The following is a 26,138-nucleotide window of genomic DNA, read 5'->3' on the forward strand; positions in this document are numbered from 1 at the left end:
GTATCAATCTTTCAGAAGTGTGAATCAACACACTCATCTAACACTTTACTTTTCAAGGAGTATTTCCTATGAACCAGCTAGACGGCATCAAACAATTCACTACCGTCGTCGCCGACAGCGGCGACATCGAGTCCATCCGCCACTACCAGCCGCAGGATGCCACGACAAATCCCTCTTTACTGCTGAAAGCCGCCGGGCTTGAGCAGTATGGTCATTTGATTGAGGATGCGATTGGCTGGGGGAAAAAACACGGCGGTACGCAGGAACAGCAGGTTGCAGTAGCCAGCGATAAACTGGCGGTCAATTTTGGCGCGGAAATACTGAAAAGTATTCCCGGTCGCGTCTCCACTGAAGTCGACGCGCGGTTATCATTCGATAAAGAAAAAAGTATCGAGAAAGCGCGCCATCTGGTGGATCTCTACCAGCAGCAGGGTATTGATAAATCACGCATTCTGATCAAGCTCGCCGCAACCTGGGAAGGTATCCGCGCCGCCGGGCAGCTCGAAAAAGAGGGTATTAATTGCAACCTGACGTTGTTGTTCTCTTTTGCCCAGGCGCGCGCCTGCGCCGAAGCGGGCGTCTATTTGATCTCTCCGTTCGTGGGCCGAATTTACGACTGGTATCAGGCGCGTAGTCCACTGGAGCCGTATGTCGTGGAGGAAGATCCCGGCGTGAAATCGGTACGCAATATCTACGATTACTTTAAACAGCATCGCTATGAAACCATCGTGATGGGGGCAAGTTTCCGCCGTACTGAGCAAATCCTCGCGCTAACCGGCTGCGATCGACTGACTATCTCCCCTAACCTGCTTAAAGAGCTGAAAGAAAAAGAAGAACCGGTGATCCGTAAACTGGTGCCTTCCTCGCAGATGTTCCACCGTCCTACGCCAATGACGGAAGCGGAGTTCCGCTGGGAACATAATCAGGACGCGATGGCCGTAGAGAAGCTGTCGGAAGGTATCCGTCTTTTTGCCGTTGACCAGCGCAAACTGGAAGACCTGCTTGCCGCCAAACTATAAACCTTGCATGGAGTGATTTATGTCCCGTAAAGACCTTGCCAATGCGATTCGTGCGCTGAGCATGGATGCCGTTCAAAAAGCCAATTCCGGGCACCCCGGCGCGCCGATGGGGATGGCGGATATCGCTGAAGTGCTATGGAACGATTTTCTTAAACATAACCCCACCGATCCGACCTGGTATGACCGTGACCGTTTTATCCTTTCCAACGGTCACGCCTCCATGCTGCTCTATAGTCTGCTGCATTTAACCGGCTATGACCTGCCGCTGGAGGAGTTAAAAAACTTCCGTCAACTGCACTCTAAAACGCCAGGTCACCCGGAGATTGGCTATACGCCCGGCGTTGAAACCACCACCGGGCCGCTGGGCCAGGGGCTGGCGAATGCCGTCGGGCTGGCGATTGCTGAGCGTACGTTAGGCGCACAGTTCAACCGGCCGGACCATGAGATTGTCGACCACTACACCTATGTCTTTATGGGCGACGGCTGTCTGATGGAGGGGATCTCGCATGAGGTGTGTTCGCTGGCTGGTACGCTGGGACTGGGCAAACTGATCGGCTTTTACGATCACAACGGCATCTCCATTGATGGCGAAACCGAAGGCTGGTTTACCGACGATACCGCCAAACGCTTTGAAGCCTACCACTGGCATGTCGTGCATGACATTGACGGGCACGATCCGGAAGCGGTGAAAAAAGCCATTCTCGAAGCCCAGAGCGTAAAAGATAAACCTTCGCTAATTATCTGTCGGACGGTGATAGGTTTTGGCTCACCGAATAAAGCCGGGAAGGAGGAGTCGCACGGCGCGGCGCTGGGCGAAGAAGAGGTGGCGCTGACCCGCCAGAAGCTGGGATGGCATCATCCGGCGTTTGAGATCCCAAAAGAGATTTACCGCGCGTGGGATGGCCGTGAAAAAGGTGAGAAAGCGCAGCAGCAGTGGCAGGAAAAGTTTGCTGCTTATGAGAAGGCTTATCCTGAGCTGGCCGCAGAGTTTACCCGCCGGATGAGCGGCGGATTGCCGGAGGCATGGGAATCCGCCACGCAAAAATTTATTAACGACTTGCAGGCTAATCCGGCCAAAATCGCCACCCGTAAAGCATCGCAAAATACGCTCAATGCCTACGGTCCCCTGTTGCCGGAACTGTTGGGCGGATCGGCGGATCTGGCGCCGAGCAACCTGACTATCTGGAAAGGTTCGACCTCGTTGAAAGAGGATCCGGCAGGTAATTATATCCACTATGGCGTGCGCGAATTCGGCATGACCGCCATTGCTAACGGCATCGCCCACCACGGCGGCTTTGTACCGTATACCGCCACGTTTCTGATGTTTGTCGAATATGCGCGTAACGCGGCGCGTATGGCGGCCTTAATGAAAGCCCGGCAGATTATGGTCTATACCCACGACTCCATCGGTTTGGGCGAAGATGGCCCGACGCACCAGGCCGTGGAACAACTGGCGAGCCTGCGCTTAACGCCAAACTTCAGCACCTGGCGTCCCTGCGATCAGGTTGAGGCGGCTGTCGGCTGGAAGCTGGCCATTGAACGTCACCACGGGCCGACGGCGTTGATTCTCTCGCGGCAGAATCTGGCGCAGGTGGAACGCACGCCGGAACAGGTGAAAGCAATTGCTCGCGGCGGTTATATTCTCAAAGATAGCGGCGGCAAGCCGGATATCATTCTGATCGCTACCGGATCGGAAATGGAAATTACCCTCCAGGCGGCGGAAAAATTGACTGGCGAGGGGCATAACGTTCGCGTGGTGTCGTTGCCTTCAACGGATATTTTCGATGCGCAGGACGAGGCATATCGCGAATCAGTGCTACCGGCGCACGTGACCGCCCGCGTCGCAGTGGAGGCCGGTATAGCCGACTACTGGTATAAATATGTTGGCCTAAAAGGCGCAATTATCGGCATGACGGGATACGGTGAATCCGCCCCGGCTGACAAACTGTTCCCGTATTTTGGCTTTACCGTGGAAAATATTGTAGAAAAAGCCCGCCGGGTGCTGAACATCAAAGGCTAAGACGAGCGTTAGCAACACAGACTTTGCACAGTCTGCAGACCTGTTCTGTAGGCTGTGCAAAATTACTTCGTAGACTCAGGCGCATCTGACTGCCCGATGACGACCTCATCAATGGATTTATGGCACATCAGGCAAAAGGCCTTTTTTTTATGCGCCTGTAATGTTGAATCCCACGCCGCTGATCCGCCTTCTTTATTCACTTTTTCTCTTATCGCCGCCAGCCGATCTATTTCATAATAAGCGCTCAGGCAGCCACAATGGGGGCATAATACGGGGCCATTATTTATTTTCATACTATTTCCTGCTGTGGTGAGGCTATCGGGTAAAGTAACAATCCTACCGTAACGTAGCAATCTCTATACCATAAATGAAACCTCAATAGGTGTATCCTTATTCTGAAAAGGGGATAACAACCAGGATTCAACGCGTGATCCACAGCGTAGGCCAGGCATCCGGCCCGTGCCAGCTATCGCAGCTCGGTTCTTCGGCATAACGTACCAGACGAAAACGATCGCCATCATAGCGCCAGCGCGTCTGGATACCACAGTCGGTTAACCCCCGCCCTTTCGCCAACGTCACCAGTTCGCGCGTTTTCTCGTCAAAGAAGGCGTTCATCAACTCCATGTCATTACTTTCGACGCCGCGATTAAACGGCAGCCGCAAACGTACGGCGCGCGAGACGAGCGTTTTTTTGCGTGAAACTACCCAGGCGAGATCAATAGTGTTATAGGCGCCGGCTTCGCAGTTAACAATCAATAACGCTTTATCATCCGTCAACGCGCTAACCTGCGTCTCACGACGCAGCGGGTCAAGCGAACAACGAATGCCGTTTACCCGCCATGCTGCGTAGTCCAGCAGATCGTCGCGTTCTTCCTCACTCAGCGGTACGGGCGTTGGATTAATAACGGCGATCCCCTTTAATGCCGGCGCCGGGGGCACGCTGAGCGGCGGTTCGTTTCCTTTTTCAATCCAGGCGGTTTCGCTACCCACACGTTTTTGTTGCGCGTCGATAAACAGTAATGCCGCTTTTAATCCCGCCAGCGAAAGCGTCTGAACGCCGTTTTTTAAGGTGATGGCCTGCGCATCCTGAATCGTCTGTAAAAATGCGGTGATGGTGGCAGGATCGCCGGTCATGAGATGCCAGGGCGACACGCGCCAGTGTGGACTGTTGAACGAAAGCGGTTTGCCATCCAGCAATAAGCGAGGCGCAATTGCGGCTTCTTTAGCGTCGGGCGGCGCCAAACCGCCGCGGTCGATACGCAGTACCGCATCGGTACGCGCCCCGGCGCTGCGGCTTAATGTCATCACCAGCCCATGATGTTCGCCAGTATTGCGCGCTACGCAAAAATTTTGGTTATTGCAGGTGACCTGCCAGTCGGAAAAAGTCCGTTGCGCTGGCGCAGCCCACAGTAGCTGGACCGGCAACAGGCCAAACAGACAAAAAAGAATAACGCGGTAGCGCATGAACGGAACAACCCCAGATTCAGAACAACACAGCTAAGGCGGTATCTTCCTTGCGCGCCTCAGGGTTCTCAATCAGATTTATCGGATTGGTCTTTTTTGTGTAAAGAAATATATTTCTTTTTTTTCAGTCCATTAGATGAGACGTCTGTAAATAGTTAAGCAATAACACGGTCTTACCGTCCCGAATCTCACCTGAGCGCACCATTTCCAGCGCCCGGGAAAACGGCAGTTCAAGCACCTCAATCTCTTCGTCCTCCACGCCGCCGCCGATGCTGGCACGCTCGCTATCATGATATTCGGCAATGAAGAAATGAATCAGCTCCGTGACGCCGCCTGGCGACATATAAAGCTCAAATATCTTGCGTACCTCACCAACGTCATACCCTGTCTCTTCAATGGCCTCTTTACGGATACAGACCTCCGGCTCGTCGTTATCAAGCAGGCCAGCGCAGGTTTCAATTAACATACCGTCTTGATTACCGTTGACCCATGTCGCCACGCGAAACTGACGAACCAGAAGCACGGTTTTTTTAGTTGAGTTGTAAAGCAGAATGGTTGCGCCATTCCCGCGATCGTAAACCTCACGCTTGTGACGGATAACCTCGCCATTACGACGGGTCAGGTCATAGGTAATGTTGCGCAGAGTGAAATAATTATCAGAAAGAATTTTATCCTTAATAAGCGTAATGGTTTGCGACATGCTGGCTCCAGGGTGTAAAAAGAGCATTAATATTACGCCGTGAGGCCGGTTTTGTCTGCTGAAGGGTTAATCCTTAATGCCAACTGAACGGACGTACAGCCATATTTTTCTGTCACTGCCATGACCATATTCTGCTTCTCCGGGCCGCAGAGTCCATGCTCGCGATATGATTTGACGGCCGGAGTGAGACTGAGGGAATCATCATGAAATTTACTCTCGTTGCGACGGTTCTACTGACGTTTTCCCTTTCAGCTTTTGCCGTTGAGTATCCGGTATTGACCACCGCGAGTCCTGATCAGGTGGGGTTTGATAGCCAAAAACTTCACCGACTTGATGGCTGGATTCAAAATCAAATTGATGCCGGATATCCCAGTATTAATCTTCTGGTGATAAAAGATAATCATATTGTTCTACAAAAAGCCTGGGGCTATGCCAAAAAATATGACGGTTCCACGCTGTTAGCCCATCCTATTCGGGCGACCACTAACACGATGTATGACCTGGCTTCAAACACAAAAATGTATGCCACTAACTTTGCATTGCAAAAACTGGTGTATGAAGGAAAAATAGATGTCAATGATTTGGTATCAAAATACATCCCCGGCTTTAAGGATATGCCTGGGGATAAAATAAAAGGCAAAGATAAACTCCGCATTATTGATATTCTTCATCACGTCGCGGGCTTTCCTGCCGACCCACAATATCCTAATAAAAACGTCGCCGGTAAATTATTTTCACAGAGTAAAAGCACTACTCTGGAGATGATTAAAAAGACGCCGCTGGAATATCAACCTGGGTCAAAGCATATCTACAGCGACGTGGATTATATGATTCTTGGTTTTATCGTTGAATCGATAACGGCAATGCCATTAGATCGCTACGTCGAAACCACCATTTATAAACCGCTCGGATTAAAACATACCGTCTTTAACCCGCTGATGAAAGGCTTCACGCCGCCGCAAATCGCCGCAACGGAACTACACGGCAATACGCGTGACGGCGTGATTCATTTCCCCAATATTCGCACCAATACACTATGGGGCCAGGTGCATGATGAAAAAGCCTGGTACTCAATGGGCGGCGTTTCAGGACACGCCGGACTGTTTTCTGACACCCATGATATGGCTGTGTTAATGCAAGTCATGCTCAATGGGGGCGGCTACGGTAACGTGAAGCTATTCGACGACAAAACGGTTGCGCAGTTTACTCGCCGCTCGCCAGAAGACGCTACCTTTGGTCTGGGGTGGCGCGTTAACGGCAACGCCTCAATGACCCCCACGTTCGGGGTATTAGCCAGTCCGCAAACGTATGGACATACCGGATGGACCGGAACGCTGACGTCTATCGATCCGGTTAATCATATGGCGATTGTGATTTTAGGTAACAGGCCGCACTCTCCGGTAGCAAATCCTAAAGTGAATCCGAATGTTTTTGTCAGTGGATTATTACCTGCGGCGACGTATGGCTGGATTGTTGACCAGATATATGGTTCCTTAAAATAAAAATTAAGAGCCTTTCCCACCAGGCGTTATTGGCGCAGCCAGTTTGGACACGGACAGCGCGCAAAAACCGGAGCGTACACGTAGTACGTGAGGTTTGACTCGCTACGCTCGCCCTTCGGGCCGCCGCAAGCGGCGTTCAAAACGCTAATGCGTTTTGGCGAGCACTGCCCAGGTCCAAAATGGCAAGTAAAATAGCCCTAATGGGATAGGCTCTAAGAAGGGATTCTGATAGCGTCCCTTCCTTCAATTTACACTCTATTTTCAATACTAAGATTGGCCTCATCAGGCCTGTTAAACGTCGACCCGACGGGAAAATGTTTATCGCAGGGCGTTCAGCCCTGCGAGCGTCAACATTTCTGCAAACGGAGTAAGGTTAGCCAATAAGTTTAAGATTTTTTATCACTCAATCATTTAACCGTTCCAGGCCTTAACCGGCCTACAAATACGCTTATTTAGCTAACCAGTCGAGTATCCCCTGCGCGGCATGTCGGCCTTCTGCCATCGCCGTCACCACCAGATCGGCGCCGCGCACCGCATCGCCGCCGGCGAAAATTTTCGGGTTGGACGTCTGGTAACGAAACTCGCTCTCGACGCTGGCGGCAATACGTCCCCAGTTATCCACCTTCACGCCATGCGATTCCAGCCACGACATACCATGCGGATGAAAACCAAACGCCATAATGACCGCATCCGCCGGCATCACGAACTCGCTGTCCGGTACAGGTACCGGACGGCGTCGCCCCTGACCATCCGGTTCGCCAAGCCGCGTACGCAAAAAGCGAATACCGCTGACGCGCCCGTGCGTATCCAGCACCAACTCAACCGGCTGAACGTTAAATTCAAAGTTCGCGCCCTCTTCCCGCGCGTTTTTCACCTCTTTTTTCGACCCCGGCATATTGGCCTCATCACGGCGATAAGCGCAGGTGACGTTGGCAGCGCCATGACGCAGCGCCGTACGTACGCAGTCCATTGCGGTGTCACCGCCGCCCAGCACAACCACGTTAAGGCCCGCAGTATCAATAAACGGCTCGTCAGGCAACGCCGGAAGCCCCATCACCTGTTTGGTATTAGCGATAAGGAATGGCAACGCATCATATACCCCCGGCGCGTCTTCATTCGGTAAATCAGCCTTCATGGAACGATAGGTTCCTACCCCGACAAAGACGGCGTCATAACTCTCCAGCAGCGTCTCCAGAGAAATATCTTTCCCTACTTCGCAGTTAAGCTCGAAACGAATCCCCATCGCGCTGAAGATTTCCCGACGGCGCGCCAGCAGAGATTTATCCAGTTTGAAAGCCGGAATACCAAAGGTGAGCAAACCGCCGATTTCCGGATGGCGATCGTAGACGGTGGCGCTTACGCCATGGCGCGCCAGCACGTCAGCGCAGGCAAGACCTGCCGGCCCCGCGCCGATAATCGCCACGCGCTTATCGCTCTTCTGTACGTCCGACAGGTCGGGACGCCAGCCTTTGCTCAGAGCGCGATCGGAGATATAGCGCTCAATGTTGCCGATGGTAACCGCGCCATACTCATCGCGGAGTGTACACGCGCCTTCGCATAGCCGGTCCTGCGGACAGACGCGCCCGGTAATTTCCGGCAGGCAGTTGGTCTGGTGGGAAAGCTCTACCGCCGCATCAATATCGCCAGCTTTCACCAGTTCGATCCACTGGGGAATATGGTTATGCAGCGGACAGGTCCATTCGCAGATACTGTGTTCCCCGCATGTGAGGCAGCGGGTCGCTTCACGCTCCGCCTGCGCGGCGCGAAACGGCAGATAAATTTCCTCAAAGGTGGTTTTACGCGCTTCAATCGCCAGTTTATCCGGTTCGCCGCGCGGCGGCGTCGCCTGCATACGCTCGGCTTTGCTGCTTGCTGCCCCACTGTGTTGTGTATCCACGGTATGCCAGGGGCGAATCTCCTGCCGGGCGGTACGCAGCCGTCGCGTTTTAGCCAGACGGGTCAACGAGTCTTCGGTGACCAGTTGCAGCGCATCCGCCGGGCAATTTTCCACACAGGCCGGACCCTGTTCACGTCCCTGACACAGATCGCATTTATGCGCGCTGGCTTTGAACTGGTTTGGCGCGACGGGCGTCAATACCATCTGCATGGTGCCGAATGGGCAGGCGACGACGCAGGATTTACAGCCGATGCACTTCTGCGCATTGACCTGCACGCTGTCGTTAATATGCGCGATCGCGCCGTTCGGACAGCTACGGGCGCAGGGCGCATCTTCGCAATGGTGACATGTGACCGCGCTGCGCTGGTGCTGATGTTTGATGACAGTAATTCGGGGCTGATAGCACTGTGACGTCAGGACATGGCGCTCATCATTGTGAGCCATTACGCAGGCGACCTCGCAGGCATGGCAGCCCAGACACTGCTGGCTATTGGCCATAATAAAACGATTCATGGCATCCTTCTGTTTTGGTTGTAAAAACCTTATTCTTTATATGAGCATTGTTATTAACTGACGAAGGCGGGGTCGGCAATGTTCATCTGCCCAGGAAGCACAACTATCTGTCCAGAACCTGTGGCAGATCAATTTATTTCAAAGCAAATGCAATTGCGATTCAGCTAAATGCGGGGAGTGCCAGCGTGACGGTTAAACGCCCGGTCTCAGCCAGTCTGGCTAAGGCTTTTTTCTATATTGTGCTGTTGTCTATTCTGTCCACCGGCAGCGCATTACTGACGCTGACCAGCAGTTTACGGGATGCCGAAGCGATCAATATCGCCGGTTCGCTACGAATGCAGAGCTATCGGCTGGGTTACGATCTGCAAAGCCGTAGCCCGCAGATTAATGCGCATCGTCAACTTTTCCAGCACGCGCTCAACTCGCCGGTACTGCAAAATCTCAACGCCTGGTATGTGCCGCAGGCGGTGAAAACTCGCTACGCGCGCCTGCACGCCAACTGGCTGGAGATGAATAGCCGCCTACAGGACGGCGACATTGCCTGGTATCAGACCAATATCAACAATTACGTCGATCAAATTGATCTCTTCGTTCTGGCGTTACAGCATTACGCCGAGCGTAAAGTCATGCTGGTCGTCGCCATATCGCTGGCGGGCGGTATCGGCATATTTACGCTGGTCTTTTTTACCCTACGGCGTATTCGCCAGCAGGTCGTTCGTCCGCTGAATCAACTGGTCACCGCCAGTCAGCGTATTGAACATGGTCAGTTCGCCCCGCTGCCGCTGGATACCAGCTTACCCAATGAGCTGGGATTGTTGGCGAAAACGTTTAGTCAGATGTCGAGCGAGCTGCATAAACTTTATCGTTCGCTGGAAGCCTCGGTGGAAGAAAAAACGCACGATCTGCACGAAGCGCATCGCCGCCTGGAGGTGTTATACCAGTGCTCTCAGGCGCTGAATACCAGCCAAATCGATGTCCACTGTTTTCGCCATATTTTGCAAATTGTCCGTGAACATGACGCCGCCTGGTATCTGGAGTTAACCGTGGGCGATAACTGGCGGATTAGCGAAGGCACGCAAAGCCCCGACTTGCCGATGCAAATGCTGCCAGTGACGATGCAGGACACGGTCTATGGCGAACTCCACTGGCAAAGCCCCAACGTTAATGCCTCTACGCCGCTGCTGAACAGCGTCTCCACGATGCTGGGGCGTGGTTTGTACTTTAATCAGGCGCAAAAACACTTCCAGCAACTTTTGTTAATGGAAGAGCGCGCGACGATTGCCCGTGAGCTACACGATTCGCTGGCGCAGGTACTTTCTTATTTACGTATTCAGTTAACGCTTTTGAAGCGCGCTATTCCTGAGGATAACGCCGGCGCGCAAAGCATCATGGCGGATTTTTCCAGAGCGCTGAACGACGCCTACCGTCAGCTTCGCGAGCTACTCACCACGTTCCGTCTGACGTTACAGCAGGCCGATTTACCCTCCGCATTGCATGAGATGCTGGAAGATTTACAGAGTCAGACCCCGGCCAAACTCACGTTGGATTGCCGTTTACCCACGCTGGCGCTGGATGCGCAAATGCAGGTGCATTTGTTGCAAATTGTGCGTGAAGCGGTCCTGAACGCCATTAAACACGCCAACGCGAGCGAAATCGCCGTGAGCTGCGTTACCGCGCCTGACGGCGATCATACTGTTTATATTCGCGATAATGGCATTGGTATCGGCGAACCGCATGAGCCTGCCGGACACTATGGTCTGAATATAATGCGTGAGCGCGCGGAGCGCCTTGGCGGCACGCTGAATTTTTCGCAACCCTCCGGCGGCGGCACACTGGTCAGTATCAGTTTTCGCTCCTCCAACAAGGAAGAGAGTCAGTTAACGTAAAGAACGGCAAATCGCCGGAAGGCCAGATGTCAGGCTTTCCGGCGTTGGCACAAAAAGTATGCTGTAAAAGCGCATGATAATTTACATTATCTCCTTTATTTCTCCACGTTTGGCTCGTAGCTTGCCGCTACAGTGAAGCAGTTCAAATCTATAACGATATGTAGAAACACGAGGTTTCCCTTTAATGGCGAATTTTTTTATCGATCGCCCCATTTTTGCCTGGGTGCTGGCTATCCTGTTGTGTCTGACAGGGGCGTTAGCCATTTTCTCTTTACCTGTTGAACAATATCCCGATCTGGCGCCGCCCAACGTACGTATTACTGCGAATTATCCGGGAGCGTCGGCGCAAACGCTGGAAAATACCGTAACCCAGGTTATTGAGCAGAATATGACGGGCCTCGATAATCTGATGTACATGTCATCACAAAGTAGCGGCACCGGACAGGCGACCATCACCCTGAGCTTTATTGCGGGAACCGATCCTGATGAGGCGGTTCAGCAGGTGCAAAACCAGTTACAGTCCGCGATGCGTAAACTGCCGCAGGCGGTACAGGATCAAGGCGTCACGGTACGCAAAACGGGCGATACCAATATTTTGACCATCGCTTTCGTCTCTACCGACGGCTCTATGGACAAGCAGGATATCGCCGACTACGTCGCCAGTAATATTCAGGACCCGCTCAGCCGCGTCAACGGCGTCGGCGATATTGACGCTTATGGTTCACAGTACTCTATGCGTATCTGGCTCGATCCGGCCAAATTGAATAGTTTTCAGATGACCACGAAAGACGTGACCGATGCGATTGAGTCGCAGAATGCGCAAATCGCCGTCGGGCAGCTTGGCGGTACGCCTTCGGTCGACAAGCAGGCGCTGAACGCCACCATTAATGCGCAGTCATTGCTGCAAACGCCGCAACAATTTCGCGATATCACCCTGCGCGTTAATCAGGACGGTTCCGAGGTCAAACTGGGCGATGTCGCCACCGTGGAGCTGGGGGCGGAAAAGTATGACTACCTCAGCCGTTTTAACGGCAATCCGGCTTCCGGTCTTGGCGTTAAGCTGGCCTCCGGCGCGAATGAAATGGCGACCGCGAAGCTGGTGCTGGATCGCCTCAACGAGCTGGCGCAGTACTTTCCCCACGGCCTGGAATACAAGATCGCGTATGAAACCACCTCCTTTGTCAAAGCCTCGATTATCGATGTGGTCAAAACGTTGCTGGAGGCTATCGCTCTGGTTTTCCTGGTGATGTACCTGTTCCTGCAAAACTTTCGCGCCACGCTGATTCCGACGATCGCCGTGCCGGTAGTATTAATGGGCACCTTCTCCGTGCTTTACGCGTTCGGCTACAGTATTAACACATTAACCATGTTCGCGATGGTGCTGGCAATCGGGCTCCTGGTCGACGATGCCATCGTGGTGGTGGAAAACGTCGAACGTATCATGAGCGAAGAAGGGCTCACGCCGCGTGAAGCGACGCGCAAATCCATGGGACAAATCCAGGGGGCGCTGGTCGGTATCGCGATGGTGCTGTCTGCGGTATTCGTGCCGATGGCGTTCTTTGGCGGTACCACCGGGGCGATTTATCGTCAGTTTTCTATCACCATTGTCTCGGCAATGGTGCTGTCGGTGCTGGTCGCCATGATCCTGACACCGGCGCTGTGCGCAACGTTATTAAAACCGCTGCACAAAGGCGAACAGCACGGGCAACGCGGATTTTTCGGCTGGTTTAACCGTACCTTCAATCGTAATGCCGAACGTTATGAGAAAGGCGTAGCGAAAATTTTGCATCGCAGCCTGCGCTGGATTCTGATTTATGTTCTGTTGCTTGGCGGCATGGTGTTCCTGTTTCTGCGCCTCCCCACCTCCTTTCTGCCGCAAGAAGATCGGGGCATGTTCACTACGTCTATCCAGCTACCGAGCGGTTCTACGCAACAGCAGACCCTGAAAGTCGTTGAAAAAGTTGAAAACTATTACTTCACCCATGAGAAAGACAACATTATGTCGGTCTTCTCGACGGTAGGTTCCGGCCCTGGCGGGAATGGGCAAAACGTCGCGCGCATGTTTGTTCGCTTGAAAGACTGGGACGCGCGCGATCCCACCACCGGCTCCTCGTTCGCCATTATTGAGCGGGCGACAAAAGCGTTTAACCAGATTAAAGAAGCTCGCGTCTTCGCCAGCAGCCCGCCGGCAATTAGCGGTCTGGGCAGCTCCGCCGGTTTTGATATGGAATTACAGGATCACGCCGGAGCAGGCCATGACGCGCTGATGGCCGCACGAGATCAACTCATTGAGCTGGCCGGGAAAAACAGTTTCTTGACCCGCGTGCGCCACAACGGCCTGGACGACAGCCCGCAACTGCAAATTGATATTGACCAACGGAAAGCGCAGGCGCTGGGCGTATCGATTGACGATATCAACGACACACTGCAAACAGCCTGGGGATCGAGCTACGTCAACGACTTTATGGACCGGGGCCGCGTGAAGAAGGTCTATGTTCAGGCCGCAGCGAAATATCGTATGTTGCCGGATGATATTAATCTTTGGTATGTCCGTAACAAAGACGGCGGCATGGTCCCCTTCTCCGCCTTCGCCACCTCGCGCTGGGAAACCGGATCGCCGCGTCTGGAACGCTATAACGGCTATTCGGCGGTAGAAATTGTCGGAGAGGCCGCGCCGGGGGTCAGTACCGGGACGGCGATGGATGTCATGGAGTCGTTGGTGCATCAGCTACCGGGAGGTTTTGGCCTGGAATGGACAGCCATGTCTTACCAGGAACGGCTCTCCGGCGCGCAGGCGCCCGCGCTGTACGCTATTTCGCTATTAGTCGTCTTCCTGTGTCTGGCGGCATTGTATGAAAGCTGGTCGGTGCCCTTCTCGGTGATGCTGGTTGTGCCGCTCGGCGTCATTGGCGCGCTACTCGCTACCTGGATGCGCGGGCTGGAAAACGATGTTTACTTCCAGGTGGGGCTGTTGACCGTTATCGGCCTCTCGGCGAAAAACGCGATTCTGATTGTGGAATTCGCTAACGAAATGAATCAGAAGGGACACGCGCTGTTAGACGCCACGCTGTACGCCAGCCGCCAGCGCCTGCGACCGATACTGATGACTTCGCTGGCGTTTATCTTTGGCGTATTGCCGATGGCCACCAGCACCGGGGCAGGCTCGGGTAGCCAGCATGCTGTCGGAACCGGCGTGATGGGGGGAATGATCTCAGCAACCATTCTGGCTATCTTCTTTGTACCCCTGTTTTTCGTGCTGATACGTCGCCGCTTCCCGCTGAAGCCGCGCCCGGAATAAGCTCCCGGCCAGCCTGATACAGGGTGTCGGGCACAAAAAAGGCGACTTTCGTTGAGTCGCCTTTTCTTATCCCCTATGGGAGCGCGGTGCCTTCCAGGCATTTATTTACGAAGCATGACTTCGATAAAATCTTTCCAGTTCCCCAGTTCACGTTCAATCATAATAGCCTCTCTTATTATTATGGGTATTCTACGTAGTTAGCGGTATAGAGAGAAGTTCATTTAACCGATTGTTGCGATATCCTCTGGTTATGCTGTCTATGATATTACTATGGCGCTGTAGCCGTAAATTTTATGTGACTTACTGCAATATTTAGCAACATTAATACCTTTTCTACTACTTTATCAAATCGGGTTAAAAAACAATCAATTGCATATACGCAAAATAGGATTTGTCCCGCGAATTATAAACAAGCCACATCTGGAACGTTTTGGAATCATTATTCACATTCACTCAACAATGTTATATTGATTGCCGATCAGCGCTGGATAAATAACCATTAACAGCCACACTTATTATCCCGCAGACGATACTATTGATTATTTATTCGAATTTCGCGTTAAAGGATTCAATATGATTACCCTCTATGGCATTAAGAATTGCGACACGATCAAAAAAGCGCGCCGTTGGCTGGAGGAGCATGGCATTGATTATCGTTTTCACGATTACCGTGTGGATGGCATAGACCTCCCTCTTCTTAATACCTTTATTGCCGAACTCGGCTGGCAGCCTTTACTGAATACGCGCGGCACAACATGGCGCAAACTGGATGAAGGCGATCGCAGCGGGATTACCGATGCCGACTCCGCCGCTGCTCTCATGGTTGAACAGCCGGCAATCATCAAACGCCCATTGCTCTGCGCGCCCGGGAAGCCTATGCTGCTTGGTTTCAGTGAATCCCGTTATCAGCAGTTTTTTGATGAGGTGTAGTCTATGTCGTGCCCGGTTATTGAGCTGACACAGCAACTTATTCGTCGCCCCTCCCTGAGTCCGGATGACGCAGGCTGTCAGGCATTAATGATTGAACGCCTGCGTAAAATCGGTTTTACCATTGAGCATATGGATTTTGGCGACACGCAAAATTTTTGGGCATGGCGTGGGCGTGGCGAAACGCTGGCGTTCGCCGGGCATACTGACGTCGTACCGGCTGGCGATGTCGATCGCTGGATCAATCCGCCGTTTGAGCCTACGATTCGCGACGGAATGTTGTTCGGTCGCGGCGCGGCGGATATGAAAGGTTCACTGGCGGCCATGGTGGTGGCTGCTGAACGTTTTGTTGCGCAGCATCCTCATCACCGGGGCCGCCTCGCGTTTTTGATTACCTCTGATGAGGAAGCCAGCGCAAAAAATGGCACCGTCAAGGTGGTTGAAGCGCTGATGGCCCGTCACGAGCGGCTGGATTACTGTCTGGTCGGCGAACCTTCCAGTACTGAAATTGTGGGTGATGTCGTCAAAAACGGGCGTCGCGGTTCCCTCACCTGTAACCTCACTATTCATGGCGTTCAGGGGCACGTCGCCTATCCGCATCTGGCGGATAACCCTGTTCATCGCGCCGCGCCTTTTCTTAATGAACTGGTCGCTATCGAGTGGGATCGGGGCAATGACTTTTTCCCGGCCACCAGTATGCAGGTAGCCAATATCCAGGCAGGCACCGGCAGCAATAATGTCATTCCCGGTGAACTGTTCGTGCAGTTTAACTTCCGTTTCAGCACGGAACTGACCGATGAGATGATCAAAGAGCGGGTACATGCGCTGCTTGAGAAGCATCAGCTACGCTATACCGTAGACTGGTGGCTTTCCGGCCAGCCGTTCCTGACCGCACGCGGCAAGCTGGTGGACGCGGTGGTAAACGCCATTGAGCACTATAATGAAATTAAACCGCAATTACTGACGACGGGCGGTACGTCCGACGGACGTTTTATCGCCCGTATGGGAGCGCAGGTGGTAGAACTGGGGCCGGTGAACGCCACCATTCATAAAATTAATGAATGTGTGAATGCCGCCGATCTCCAGCTACTGGCCCGTATGTATCAACGCATTATGGAACAGCTCGTCGCCTGATGAGCGTTCCGGTAAGAGGAAATAAGCATGGACTGGCTGGCAAAATATTGGTGGATTCTGGTATTGGTGTTTCTGGTAGGCGTACTGCTGAATGTGATCAAAGATCTCAAACGCATCGACCATAAGAAATTCCTTGCCAATAAACCTGAGCTGCCCCCGCATCGCGATTTTAACGATAAGTGGGACGATGAAGACGACTGGCCGAAGAAAGATCAGCTGAAAAAGTAACCGGATAACATGCCGGACAGGTATCGCTATCCGGCATGGTCCCCACCGCCGGGCATTACGTCGCGTAAACGCTGCGTTCGTCCGGCATCCAGCGCAATCAGCGCCTGCGCCGCCTGCGCACGCTGCAACGCCAGCAGAGCTTTACGGCCTGAAATGCGTAGCCGGGCGCACAGTTCGGCATCGCTGGCTTTTTCTTCCAGCCGCCCTCTCAGCGCCGGTAATGGCAATGCGCTGTATTGCAGTAAACGATGCAGGCAACCTAACGATGTCAGTAGCGGGCGGTGCGCGAACGCAAAACCGACCAGCTCACGCCAGTCTTCATCATTAAGCGCCTGTTCATCTAACGCCGCCAGCGGTATCGCCTCGCCGTTCCACTGCGTCAGGATATCCGCATCGCGGCGCAAACGTCGGTGTTCCTGCTGCGCCAGCCGTTTTCCCGCGTCGCTCAGCGGCAATAACGCCATCGCCGTATAGCAACCGCTGCTCGCCTCCCGATGGTTGCCCATCCGTACCAGTACAAAGCCGCAGCGTTGCCAGAAACGCCACAGCTCCGGCGTATAGCCGAAGCTGACGGAAAGATAATCACACTGCGCCGCCTGCATGCACGCGCAGGCAATCAACTGCTGACCGATGCCTTCGCGCTGGCGGGCGGGGTGCACCGCGATACGGCTTACGCGACGCCCGACCAGCGTCGCGGCTAAAGGGTCGCTACCGTGCGCCGCCAGCGACTGCGCCACCAGATTTCCACGCGGACGCCGGAAACCGGCCCATACAGCCTGACTGAGTTCTGCGGATAGCCCGCCCTCTTCGACCAGCCAGAGGGCGCCCGCCACACGGTTATTCGCCGTAGCCTGCAAAAAATGCTGCCCTGGCGCATCCATCATTCGGCGCAGATCCAGCGGCGAAGTACGATAGTGCGCCCCCGACAGTAACTGATACACAGCCCTCGGCAACGCGGGCGTCTCCCTCCAGGCCTGTTGGTAAAACGCCGAGATTGCTATCGCGCCATGTGGCGCCTGCGCAAACGCTTCATCGTCGAATATCAGCGCCTCGCTGACGATATTTTCCAGCGGGCATTCTGACGCCCAGCGGACAGGCTGACGAAGCGTGAAGCGGTGAAGCTGCGGAAAACGGGCGCAAAACTTAAGTAAAAAACCGCGTCCGGTGCCTTCGTAGCCCTGAACGGTGGTGGTGAGTAGTATGCGGGGAAAGCGCGAAACCAGTTGCAGCAGCAGCGGCGCGGGGATTGCCGCCGCCTCGTCAACTACCAGCCAGTCGGCTCTTGCCCCGCTCGCCAGCAGCGCATCCGGCGCCATAAAGCAGAACCGCTCACCGGCAAACGCTGCCAGGATATCCGTTGCCGTTTTCGCCGGTGCGGTCACGATAGCCGTGCCCGCCATCCGGGAGATGAATTGCCCGGCCAGCGCCGATTTGCCGCGCCCACGGGGGGCAATCACCGTCGCCACGCCGGGCGGCATTTCACGTAAACGCGATAAGATAGCCGCCTGCTCCGGCTGCGGCTCGCCAGTGGCGGGTCGCCAGCATTCACGGGAAGGATAAGATGGCCAGCAAAACGGCTGGCGCTGTCGCCAAAGCAGCGTTTGCGGATCGCGGGAGAAAGTCCGTTTAAGATACTGTGCAAACTGCGGTGTAGGGATAGGCTGCGCGCAGTCGCTCCAGCGCAGTGAATCGGTATCAGGCCTGCTTTCCCACGTCTCATACGGCGGCATCAGCAGAAGCAGCCAGCTTCCGGCCTGCAAGGTCCCGCTCAGGGCGGCAAACGCTGCGGCGTCAAAGCCCTGCCAGGCATCAAATATCGCATGACGGAATTCACGGCCCAGCAGCGTTTGTAACGCCTGTGGCGTACAGCACGGCTGGGCGGGCGCGTCAGGCGCGACCCACAGCCAGTCACCGGGCAATGCAGCGCGTATCGCCTCGGCCCGCTCCCGGCACCACGCCGCATCGCCGCTGATGACCAGTAAACGGCGAATGCCTTCCTGTGTCATTTGCGACGTTAACGCCTGTAGCGCATCGATATCAGACATCCCTGCCCCGGTTTATCAAAAGTTTTTGCCAAACGTATTACATTGCGCCGGGTCGCCGCTGTCAAATCCACGCTTAAACCAGCTGTAGCGCTGTTCTGAGGTGCCGTGGGTAAAACTATCCGGCACGACGCGCCCCTGCCCCTGTTGCTGTAAGCGATCGTCGCCGATAGCCTGTGCGGCATTGAGCGCCTCTTCCAGATCGCCCGCCTCCAGTACGCCTTGCTGCTGCATACTGTGTCCCCACACGCCGGCAAAGCAATCCGCCTGTAGCTCCATGCGCACCGAAAGGCGATTCACCTCCGTTTGCGACGCGTTTTGCTGCAACTGGCGTACTTTCGGCTCAATACCTAACAGTTTTTGTACGTGGTGGCCGACTTCGTGGGCGATGACATAACCCTGAGCAAAATCACCGTCCGCGCCCAGCTTATTTTTCATATCATCGTAAAATGAGAGATCGATATAAACGGTGCCGTCCGCCGGGCAGTAAAACGGCCCCATCACGGACTGACCCGCACCACAGCCGGTGCGCGTCATACCACGGTACATCACCAGTTTTGGCTGCTGATAGCCGCGCCCCATTTTTTGAAAGAGTTGCCCCCAGGTATCTTCGGTCGTCGCCAGAATCACCGAGGTAAATTTTGCCGCTTCATCATCATTGGGGCTTATCGAACGCGTCGACTGCTGCTGCGAAACCGGCTGACCGGTCAACAGACCGGTTAAATCCACCCCATAGTACCCTGCGACCAACACCACCACCAACAGAATGATGCCGCCTTTCCCGCGCGGAAGACGAAAGCCTGGGCCACCCAGCGAGGGGCCGCCTGGCCGATTACGTCTGTCCTCTACATTGTTGCTTTCACGACGCCCTTGCCAGCGCATAATCACCTCATTCTCTCTTTGTTATACAGATGATCGTAGGCGGTCAGGCGCAGGATTACCACAGGTAAACGCTATCAGAATGAGGAAAGGATGATACCGGAGAGCGGTTGCCCCCCGGTCAGAAGCGGAATTAATCTAATTTCACGCCCAGGCGATGCGCGACGGCTTCATAGGCTTCAATCAGACCGCCCAGACTCTGGCGGAAGCGGTCTTTGTCCATTTTGTCCAGCGTCTCTTTATCCCACAGGCGGCTGCCGTCCGGCGAAAACTCATCGCCCAGCACCACTTCGCCTTTATACAGGCCAAACTCCAGTTTGAAATCCACCAGGATAAGACCCGCGTCATCAAACAGTTTTTTCAGTACGTCGTTGGCTTTGTAGGTTAGCTCTTTCATACGCGCCAGATTTTCCTGACTTACCCAACCGAACGTTTCACAGTAGGAACTATTCACCATCGGGTCGTGCAGCGCGTCGTTTTTCAGGAACAGATCGAATATCGGCGGGTTAAGCTCCATGCCTTCTTCCACGCCCAGACGCTTGACCAGCGACCCAGCCGCACGGTTGCGCACCACACATTCAACCGGCACCATCTCCAGCTTCTTCACCAGACACTCGGTATCAGACAGCAAACGTTCCATCTGGGTCGGGATGCCCGCCTCGGCCAGTTTGGTCATAATGAAATGGTTGAATTTGTTATTTACCATGCCTTTGCGATCAAACTGTTCAATGCGCGCGCCATCCCCTGCTGACGTATCATTGCGGAATTCGAGCACCAACAGGTCCGGGTTTTCCGTGCTGTATACGGTTTTCGCTTTACCACGATACAACTCAGCTTGCTTTTGCATCTTTAACACTCCTGGGTGTGAATTAACGATAAGTATTCATTTCCTGCTACGCCTGCCGGAGACGTCGGCCTGTAATTGTGGTGCGAAATAGCGGTTAAATCGCGTTTTTGTACCGACGCACACGTTTGCGTATCTTATCAGAAAAAAGGGCCGGATTACTCCAGCCCTGTTAAATTACTTGTTGAACGCTGCCTGGAAGACGGCAACCAGCGCGTCGTTCTGGCTTTGCGTCAGAGTATGCCCCTTAGGATCGATAAACTGCAAGCTGCTGCGGTTATCTAAATCGCCGACCTGCAATTTATAGTCTCCGGATGCCAGGCCCGGGTCGCTAGCGCCCAGATCCCGCCAGTCGCTGTCAGACAACGGTTTGTACGTTACCGCCATGCTGCCCTGAGAGCGAGTGCTGTCGGTGACTTTCATGCCTACTTTTTCCAGCGCGGCCGGGAGGCGTTGCCACACGAGGTTGAACGGACCGCGAACGACCAGCATAGGTAAACCGGTATCATCAGCGGCGCTCTGCACATCCATCGTTGCGGCGGAACGGTTCTGCGCGGCATTTGCCGCATCCGTAGCGGTCTTATCCAGACCGGCGGAAATGACGTTCATCATTTCCGTGCTATAGCGCTGCAGCGACGCCGCGTCAGCGACCGGCTTGCCAGCCTGTTCCAGATTAACCAGTTTTACCGTTACCGCCTGCTGATAGCCCTGCGGCTTCACCGAGATTTGATAACGTCCACGATACTGTTCGTCTTCATCCAGGCGGTTCCAGTTCACCCAATCGGTCGTCAGGGTCTGGCTGGCATCGTCACGTTTTTCAATCGGATAATTTTTCGCCTGAATCACGCTGACGACTTGCGGCCACAGCGTGCTGCTACGACCATTTTCCACCAATAGCGTAGCGGTATCGCCAGAGAACTGGGTACGCGCGCCGCTCACTAACGCTAACGGCTGCGCTGGCGGACGGATATCCAACGCCTTACCAACCGCGCCGCTCCCCTTCGTGACCGGAATAACGTAGTCGCCGGTCGTTATCGGCAGGATCATTCCTGCCGGGGCGTGAAGTTCAGCAAGCGGCGCGGCATCCAGATAGGATTCATCGCCGCTTACCTGGCGCTTGTAGCGCGAATCGGAACTACAGGCAGCGAGCAGCAAAACAAGCGAAACACCCGCAACCTTCGCCAGGCGCGACTTTTGTACTGAGTAAGCCATCAAATCTCCCTAAACTTTACAGCAGGCCAGCATGCTGAAGCGCTGCTTTGACGATGTCACGACCATGGTCCGTGATAGGCGTCATTGGCAGGCGCAGCGTGTCGGTCGCCACAAGACCCAATGCCTTACATGCCCATTTCACCGGGATAGGATTGGGTTCGACAAATAGTTTGTTGTGTAACGGCATCAGACGCTGGTTGATAGCGCGCGCCTCGGCAAATTGCCCTTCCGCCGCCAGTTTGCACATGTCAGCCATCTCGCGCGCCGCTACGTTAGCCGTAACGGAAATCACGCCATGACCACCCAGTTGCATAAAGTCCAGCGCAGACGCGTCATCGCCGCTAAGCAGAATAAAATCGTCTGAAACCAGCTCTTTGATCTGGTGAACGCGGGTTAAGTTCCCTGTCGCCTCTTTGATAGCGATAATATTTTTTATTTCCGCCAGACGACCCACGGTTTCCGGCAACATGTCGCAACCGGTACGGGACGGCACATTATACAGAATTTGCGGCAAGTCAGTGTGTTCCGCGATGGCTTTGAAATGCTGGAACAAACCTTCCTGCGTCGGGCGATTGTAGTACGGCGTTACCGTCAGGCAGCCAACAATGCCGCTATCGTTAAAACGCTGCGTCAGGCTAATCGCTTCCGCGGTCGCGTTTGCGCCCGTGCCGGCGATAACCGGAATACGTCCGTCAGCCAGTTCCAGCGTCATCATCACGACATCGCCATGTTCATCATGGCTTAGCGTGGCAGACTCGCCGGTAGTGCCAACCGAAACAATCGCCGAGGTACCGTTGGCGACATGATAATCAATGAGTTTTTTCAGGCAAGACCTACTGACGTTACCTTTCTCATCCATCGGCGTAACAAGCGCGACAATACTTCCCGTGAACATGGGCCATCCTCTGTGCAAACAAGTCTCTCAATGGTACGTTTGGTATGGCAATAAAAGCAAGCGACCAAAGCCGTTCTGATTGTTGTATGCAGGTTTTTTTTATGGTTTCCTTAAGATTACCTCACCGCTCAAAGGAATAACTGGTTTGACACCGTCATCACAACACTATTTGGTTATCACTGCGCTGGGCGCCGACAGGCCCGGTATTGTGAATACCATTACTCGCCATGTCAGCAGTTGCGGCTGTAATATCGAAGACAGCCGACTGGCGATGCTGGGCGATGAATTCACGTTTATTATGCTGTTGTCCGGCACGTGGAACGCGATTACCTTGATTGAATCGACATTGCCGTTAAAAGGCGCGGAGCTGGATCTGCTGATTGTGATGAAACGGACGTCCGACCGCCCCCGCCCGGCAATGCCCGCGACGGTATGGGTTCAGGTTGAGGTCGCCGACTCCCCGCATTTAATTGAGCGATTCACCGCGCTGTTTAATAGTCATGAAATGAATATTGCGGAGCTGGTCTCCCGCACGCAGCCGGCTGAAGGTGATAAAGCTGCGCAATTATTTATTCAAATCACCGCACATAGCCCGGCGTCGCAAAATTCCGCAAATATTGAGCAAGCCTTTAAAGCACTATGTACAGAACTCAATGCGCAAGGCAGTATAAACGTCGTCAATTACTCACAACATGATGAACAGGATGGAGTTAAGTAATGAATCCACTGAAAGCCGGTGATATCGCACCGAAATTTAGCTTGCCGGATCAAGACGGGGAACAAGTAAATTTGACCGACTTCCAGGGACAGCGCGTTCTGGTTTATTTCTACCCAAAAGCCATGACACCCGGCTGTACCGTGCAGGCCTGCGGCTTACGCGATAACATGGACGAGCTCAAAAAAGCAGGCGTGGACGTGCTGGGCATCAGCACCGATAAACCTGAAAAACTCTCCCGTTTCGCTGAAAAAGAGCTGCTGAACTTTACCCTTTTGTCCGATGAAAACCATCAGGTGTGTGAACAGTTCGGCGTCTGGGGCGAAAAGTCGTTTATGGGCAAAACGTATGACGGCATTCACCGCATCAGCTTTTTGATTGACGCTGATGGTAAGATTGAACACGTCTTTAATGATTTTAAAACCAGCAATCACCATGATGTGGTGCTGAACTGGCTGAAAGAAAACGCGTAAAAGCCTCAGGCCGCGCTGATGTGCGGCCTGGAAAGGGAATGCGCCGTCAGACTTGCCGCGCCAGACGCCATATCGCCGCCACATTGCGCGCCGACAGGCTCAGGTTATATTCCGCCTCGTGTAAGGCTTCCGGCAGCGTAACGATATGCGACAAAATCGATAGCGCCGCATCGATACCCTGCTGATACACAACGTGATGATCGTGTTGCAGCCCACCGGCGAGCGCGATAACCGGTTTATGATACCGCTTCGCCACTCTGGCGACGCCAATCGGCGTCTTGCCGCAAATACTTTGGCTGTCCAGCCGCCCTTCTCCGGTAATCACCAGATCGGCATCTTTAACCGCCTGCTCAAGCTGTAGCGTTTCCACGACAATCTCTACGCCGGCGCGTAATTCCGCATTGAGCAACCCCAAAAGCGCGGCGCCCATTCCACCTGCCGCGCCCGCGCCGGGAGCGTTAATCACCTCACGTCCCGTAGCCTGATAAATATGCCGGCCCCAGTTTTCCAGCGCCGCGTCCAGGGTGTTCACCATTTCCGCTGTCGCCCCTTTTTGTGGGCCAAAAATGGCCGATGCGCCCTGGGGACCACACAGCGGATTGTTGACATCGCACGCCACGGTTATCGATACCTTACGCAGCAATGGGTGACAACCGGACAGATCGATAGAGGCCAGCGCCGCCAGCGCCTCGCCGCCCGGAGAAAGCGAGCGCCCCTGTTTATCGCGCAATATAACGCCAAGCGCCTGCATCATCCCCGCGCCGCCGTCATTCGTCGCGCTGCCGCCAATTCCCAGAATAATACGCTTTACGCCACGCTCCAGCGCCGCGACGATTAACTCGCCGGTGCCGTAGCTGGTGGTATTAAGCGGGTTGCGCAATTCAGGCGAAACGTGATGCAGCCCGGATGCCGCCGCCATTTCAATCACGGCGGTATCGCTATCGCCCAGCATTCCCCAGCGCGCGGCCACCGGTTGCCCAAGCGGGCCTTGTACCCACTGGTCGACATAACGCCCGCCGCTGGCTTCCACCATTGATTGTACGGTTCCTTCCCCGCCATCCGCCATGGGCACTTTAACGTAGTCGGCGTCAGGATAAATTTCGCGGAACCCCTTTTCTATCGCCTCAGCGACCGCCATTGCGGACAAACTTTCTTTAAATGAATCAGGAGCAATAACAATTTTCATAGGGATTATCCTGCAAAACCAAAGAAACCGAACATCAGAGTAGAAATAAAGGTAATGGCTAACCCCACCAGCGTTTCATACGGCATTAGCTTTAAACGTTCATGAATTTGCATATTGACGCTGCCGCCCGTCGCGTGGAAAAAGCTGCCGTGCGGCAGATGGTCCAGCACCGTGGCGCCCGCATGGATCATAGCGGCTCCCGCCAGGGCGGAAACGCCAAGTTCAAGTAACGTGGGAGAGAAAACGCCGGACGCCACCGCCGTTCCCGCCGTGGTTGAGGCCGTCGCCATTGACATCATGGCGCCAGACACGGGCGCCAGCAGCCAGGATGGCAATCCCGAAGCGGTGAGGCCATGAATCAGGACATCTTTAAGTTCGGAATTAGCGATAATGCCGGCCAGCGTACCGGTTCCCAGCAACATAATAGCGACAGGCGCCATACGCATCAGACCGGCGACCATGTACTGGTTACAGTGGCGCGCGCGTCCCATCAACAGCAGACCGACCAATCCCCCTACGGGCAGGGCAATTAACGGGTCAATGGAAATGCCGGCAAACGGACGGAGAGAAAGCAGGAAAATAGCGACCAGCGGCGCGCTAATCGCCACCAGAAAACCGGGTCTGGCGACGGAGTCATCATGGTGAGTCACTTCATGATCGGCGACGCCCGCGCCTTTATTATTCAGCCGTTTCGCTAACAGATAGGCGATAATAAGCCCAACGATGCCCGGAACCACGCCCGCCAGCATAATAGAGGTAAGAGGAACATGAAACGCATCGGAGGCGGCAATAGCGTTCGGGTTGGGTGACATCACGTTACCCGCTTTGCCGCCGCCGACCATCGCCAGCAGAATAGCGCTTTTTGACAGCCCTGCATTACGCGCAATCGACAGCGCAATCGGCGCGACGGTAATCACCGCCACATCAATAAATACGCCGACAGCGGTCAAACATAGTGTGGCAATGGCTAATGCCAATAATGCCCGGGTTTCCCCCACTTTGCGGACAATCGTCTCAGCAATCGTATTCGCCGCCCCGGACTCAATTAATACGCCCGCCAGTACGCCTGCGGCCAGAATACGCAATACGGCATTAACGATGCCCTGCGCGCCTGACACCATCAACGACACGGTTTGCAGAAGATCGGCGCCGCCAATCAAACCGCCGACCAGCGCGCCCGCCATCATGCCGTAGGCTGGCGACACTTTTCTTAAAATTAATACGATGGCCACAACCAATGCGGCAATGGCTCCCAGGGTGGATATCGACGTCATATACTGCGCCTCCTTTAACATGGAGCGCGC

22 protein-coding genes are annotated in these 26,138 nt (G+C 54.2%); 10 read left to right on the top strand and 12 right to left on the bottom strand.

Features of this window, described 5'->3' with window-relative positions:
• Nucleotides 1–68: 68 nt before the first annotated feature.
• Nucleotides 69–1,019, top strand: coding sequence for a transaldolase (gene tal / locus NAZ64_RS15890; protein ID WP_076934968.1), 951 nt, complete (start codon nt 69–71; stop codon nt 1,017–1,019).
• 19 nt (nt 1,020–1,038) lie between these two features.
• Entirely contained in the window at nt 1,039–3,039 is a 2,001-nt protein-coding gene (gene tkt, locus NAZ64_RS15895; RefSeq protein ID WP_000087325.1) for a transketolase, read from the top strand.
• A 62-nt stretch (nt 3,040–3,101) separates the two neighbouring features.
• On the opposite strand, the gene NAZ64_RS15900 is transcribed toward tkt, so the two are convergent.
• The 3 genes from NAZ64_RS15900 to nudK form a co-directional block, all read right to left on the bottom strand.
• Entirely contained in the window at nt 3,102–3,332 is a 231-nt protein-coding gene (locus NAZ64_RS15900; RefSeq protein WP_000700635.1) for a hypothetical protein, read from the bottom strand.
• Nucleotides 3,333–3,459: 127 nt separating this feature from the next.
• Entirely contained in the window at nt 3,460–4,503 is a 1,044-nt protein-coding gene (locus NAZ64_RS15905; RefSeq protein WP_001270671.1) for a DUF1176 domain-containing protein, read from the bottom strand.
• 124 nt (nt 4,504–4,627) lie between these two features.
• Nucleotides 4,628–5,203, bottom strand: coding sequence for a GDP-mannose pyrophosphatase NudK (nudK, locus tag NAZ64_RS15910; RefSeq protein ID WP_000084033.1), 576 nt, complete (start codon nt 5,201–5,203; stop codon nt 4,628–4,630).
• 203 nt (nt 5,204–5,406) lie between these two features.
• On the opposite strand from nudK, the gene pbp4b reads away from it, so the two are divergent.
• The gene (gene pbp4b, locus NAZ64_RS15915; protein WP_001630205.1) at nt 5,407–6,705 is read left to right on the top strand and encodes a penicillin binding protein PBP4B; all 1,299 of its coding nucleotides are present in this window, start codon (nt 5,407–5,409) and stop codon (nt 6,703–6,705) included.
• Between the two features lie 448 nt (nt 6,706–7,153).
• Here pbp4b and aegA read toward each other — a convergent pair whose 3' ends face one another.
• Nucleotides 7,154–9,115 (bottom strand): formate-dependent uric acid utilization protein AegA, encoded by a 1,962-nt coding sequence (gene aegA, locus NAZ64_RS15920; RefSeq protein WP_483640986.1) that lies wholly within the window; start codon nt 9,113–9,115, stop codon nt 7,154–7,156.
• 185 nt (nt 9,116–9,300) lie between these two features.
• On the opposite strand from aegA, the gene narQ reads away from it, so the two are divergent.
• Both narQ and acrD read left to right on the top strand, forming a co-directional pair.
• Entirely contained in the window at nt 9,301–11,001 is a 1,701-nt protein-coding gene (gene narQ, locus NAZ64_RS15925) for a nitrate/nitrite two-component system sensor histidine kinase NarQ (protein ID WP_000216814.1), read from the top strand.
• A 184-nt stretch (nt 11,002–11,185) separates the two neighbouring features.
• The gene (acrD, locus tag NAZ64_RS15930) at nt 11,186–14,299 is read left to right on the top strand and encodes a multidrug efflux RND transporter permease AcrD (protein WP_220569730.1); all 3,114 of its coding nucleotides are present in this window, start codon (nt 11,186–11,188) and stop codon (nt 14,297–14,299) included.
• 101 nt (nt 14,300–14,400) lie between these two features.
• Here the strand turns inward: acrD and ypfM are convergent, their stop codons facing one another.
• Complete coding sequence (gene ypfM / locus NAZ64_RS15935) at nt 14,401–14,460, bottom strand: protein YpfM (protein ID WP_001386977.1); 60 nt, start codon at nt 14,458–14,460, stop codon at nt 14,401–14,403.
• A 412-nt stretch (nt 14,461–14,872) separates the two neighbouring features.
• Here ypfM and NAZ64_RS15940 point away from each other — a divergent pair, with 412 nt between their 5' ends.
• From NAZ64_RS15940 to NAZ64_RS15950, 3 genes are read left to right on the top strand one after another with little or no spacing between them, the layout of a single operon-like run.
• Nucleotides 14,873–15,229, top strand: a complete 357-nt coding sequence (locus NAZ64_RS15940) for an ArsC family reductase (RefSeq protein WP_000631923.1) — start codon at nt 14,873–14,875, stop codon at nt 15,227–15,229.
• 3 nt (nt 15,230–15,232) lie between these two features.
• Nucleotides 15,233–16,360, top strand: coding sequence for a succinyl-diaminopimelate desuccinylase (gene dapE / locus NAZ64_RS15945; RefSeq protein WP_001277822.1), 1,128 nt, complete (start codon nt 15,233–15,235; stop codon nt 16,358–16,360).
• A gap of 27 nt (nt 16,361–16,387) precedes the next feature.
• Nucleotides 16,388–16,588, top strand: a complete 201-nt coding sequence (locus NAZ64_RS15950; RefSeq protein ID WP_220569728.1) for a YpfN family protein — start codon at nt 16,388–16,390, stop codon at nt 16,586–16,588.
• 26 nt (nt 16,589–16,614) lie between these two features.
• Here NAZ64_RS15950 and tmcA read toward each other — a convergent pair whose 3' ends face one another.
• From tmcA to dapA, 5 genes are all read right to left on the bottom strand, one after another.
• The gene (gene tmcA, locus NAZ64_RS15955; RefSeq protein ID WP_220569727.1) at nt 16,615–18,633 is read right to left on the bottom strand and encodes a tRNA cytosine(34) acetyltransferase TmcA; all 2,019 of its coding nucleotides are present in this window, start codon (nt 18,631–18,633) and stop codon (nt 16,615–16,617) included.
• A 15-nt stretch (nt 18,634–18,648) separates the two neighbouring features.
• Nucleotides 18,649–19,512 (bottom strand): KPN_02809 family neutral zinc metallopeptidase, encoded by an 864-nt coding sequence (gene ypfJ, locus NAZ64_RS15960; RefSeq protein WP_001267523.1) that lies wholly within the window; start codon nt 19,510–19,512, stop codon nt 18,649–18,651.
• Nucleotides 19,513–19,642: 130 nt separating this feature from the next.
• Nucleotides 19,643–20,356, bottom strand: a complete 714-nt coding sequence (gene purC / locus NAZ64_RS15965) for a phosphoribosylaminoimidazolesuccinocarboxamide synthase (RefSeq protein WP_001171630.1) — start codon at nt 20,354–20,356, stop codon at nt 19,643–19,645.
• A gap of 174 nt (nt 20,357–20,530) precedes the next feature.
• On the bottom strand, nt 20,531–21,565 hold the full coding sequence (bamC, locus tag NAZ64_RS15970) for an outer membrane protein assembly factor BamC (protein ID WP_000331877.1): 1,035 nt from the start codon (nt 21,563–21,565) through the stop codon (nt 20,531–20,533).
• A gap of 16 nt (nt 21,566–21,581) precedes the next feature.
• Nucleotides 21,582–22,460: a 4-hydroxy-tetrahydrodipicolinate synthase gene (dapA, locus tag NAZ64_RS15975; RefSeq protein ID WP_000494020.1), complete on the bottom strand. Its 879-nt coding sequence runs from the start codon at nt 22,458–22,460 to the stop codon at nt 21,582–21,584.
• Between the two features lie 145 nt (nt 22,461–22,605).
• Here dapA and NAZ64_RS15980 point away from each other — a divergent pair, with 145 nt between their 5' ends.
• A complete protein-coding gene (locus NAZ64_RS15980; protein WP_000189061.1) occupies nt 22,606–23,178 on the top strand; it encodes a glycine cleavage system transcriptional repressor in 573 nt (190 codons plus the stop codon).
• Nucleotides 23,178–23,648 (top strand): thioredoxin-dependent thiol peroxidase, encoded by a 471-nt coding sequence (gene bcp / locus NAZ64_RS15985; protein ID WP_001068686.1) that lies wholly within the window; start codon nt 23,178–23,180, stop codon nt 23,646–23,648. The genes NAZ64_RS15980 and bcp overlap by 1 nt, the downstream gene beginning before the upstream one ends.
• A 46-nt stretch (nt 23,649–23,694) precedes the next feature.
• Here bcp and NAZ64_RS15990 read toward each other — a convergent pair whose 3' ends face one another.
• Nucleotides 23,695–24,834: a glycerate kinase gene (locus NAZ64_RS15990; protein WP_023202076.1), complete on the bottom strand. Its 1,140-nt coding sequence runs from the start codon at nt 24,832–24,834 to the stop codon at nt 23,695–23,697.
• 5 nt (nt 24,835–24,839) lie between these two features.
• A complete protein-coding gene (locus NAZ64_RS15995) occupies nt 24,840–26,108 on the bottom strand; it encodes a GntP family permease (protein ID WP_000200859.1) in 1,269 nt (422 codons plus the stop codon).
• Nucleotides 26,109–26,138 lie beyond the last annotated feature (30 nt).

This window comes from Salmonella sp. A1325 (assembly GCF_056991255.1).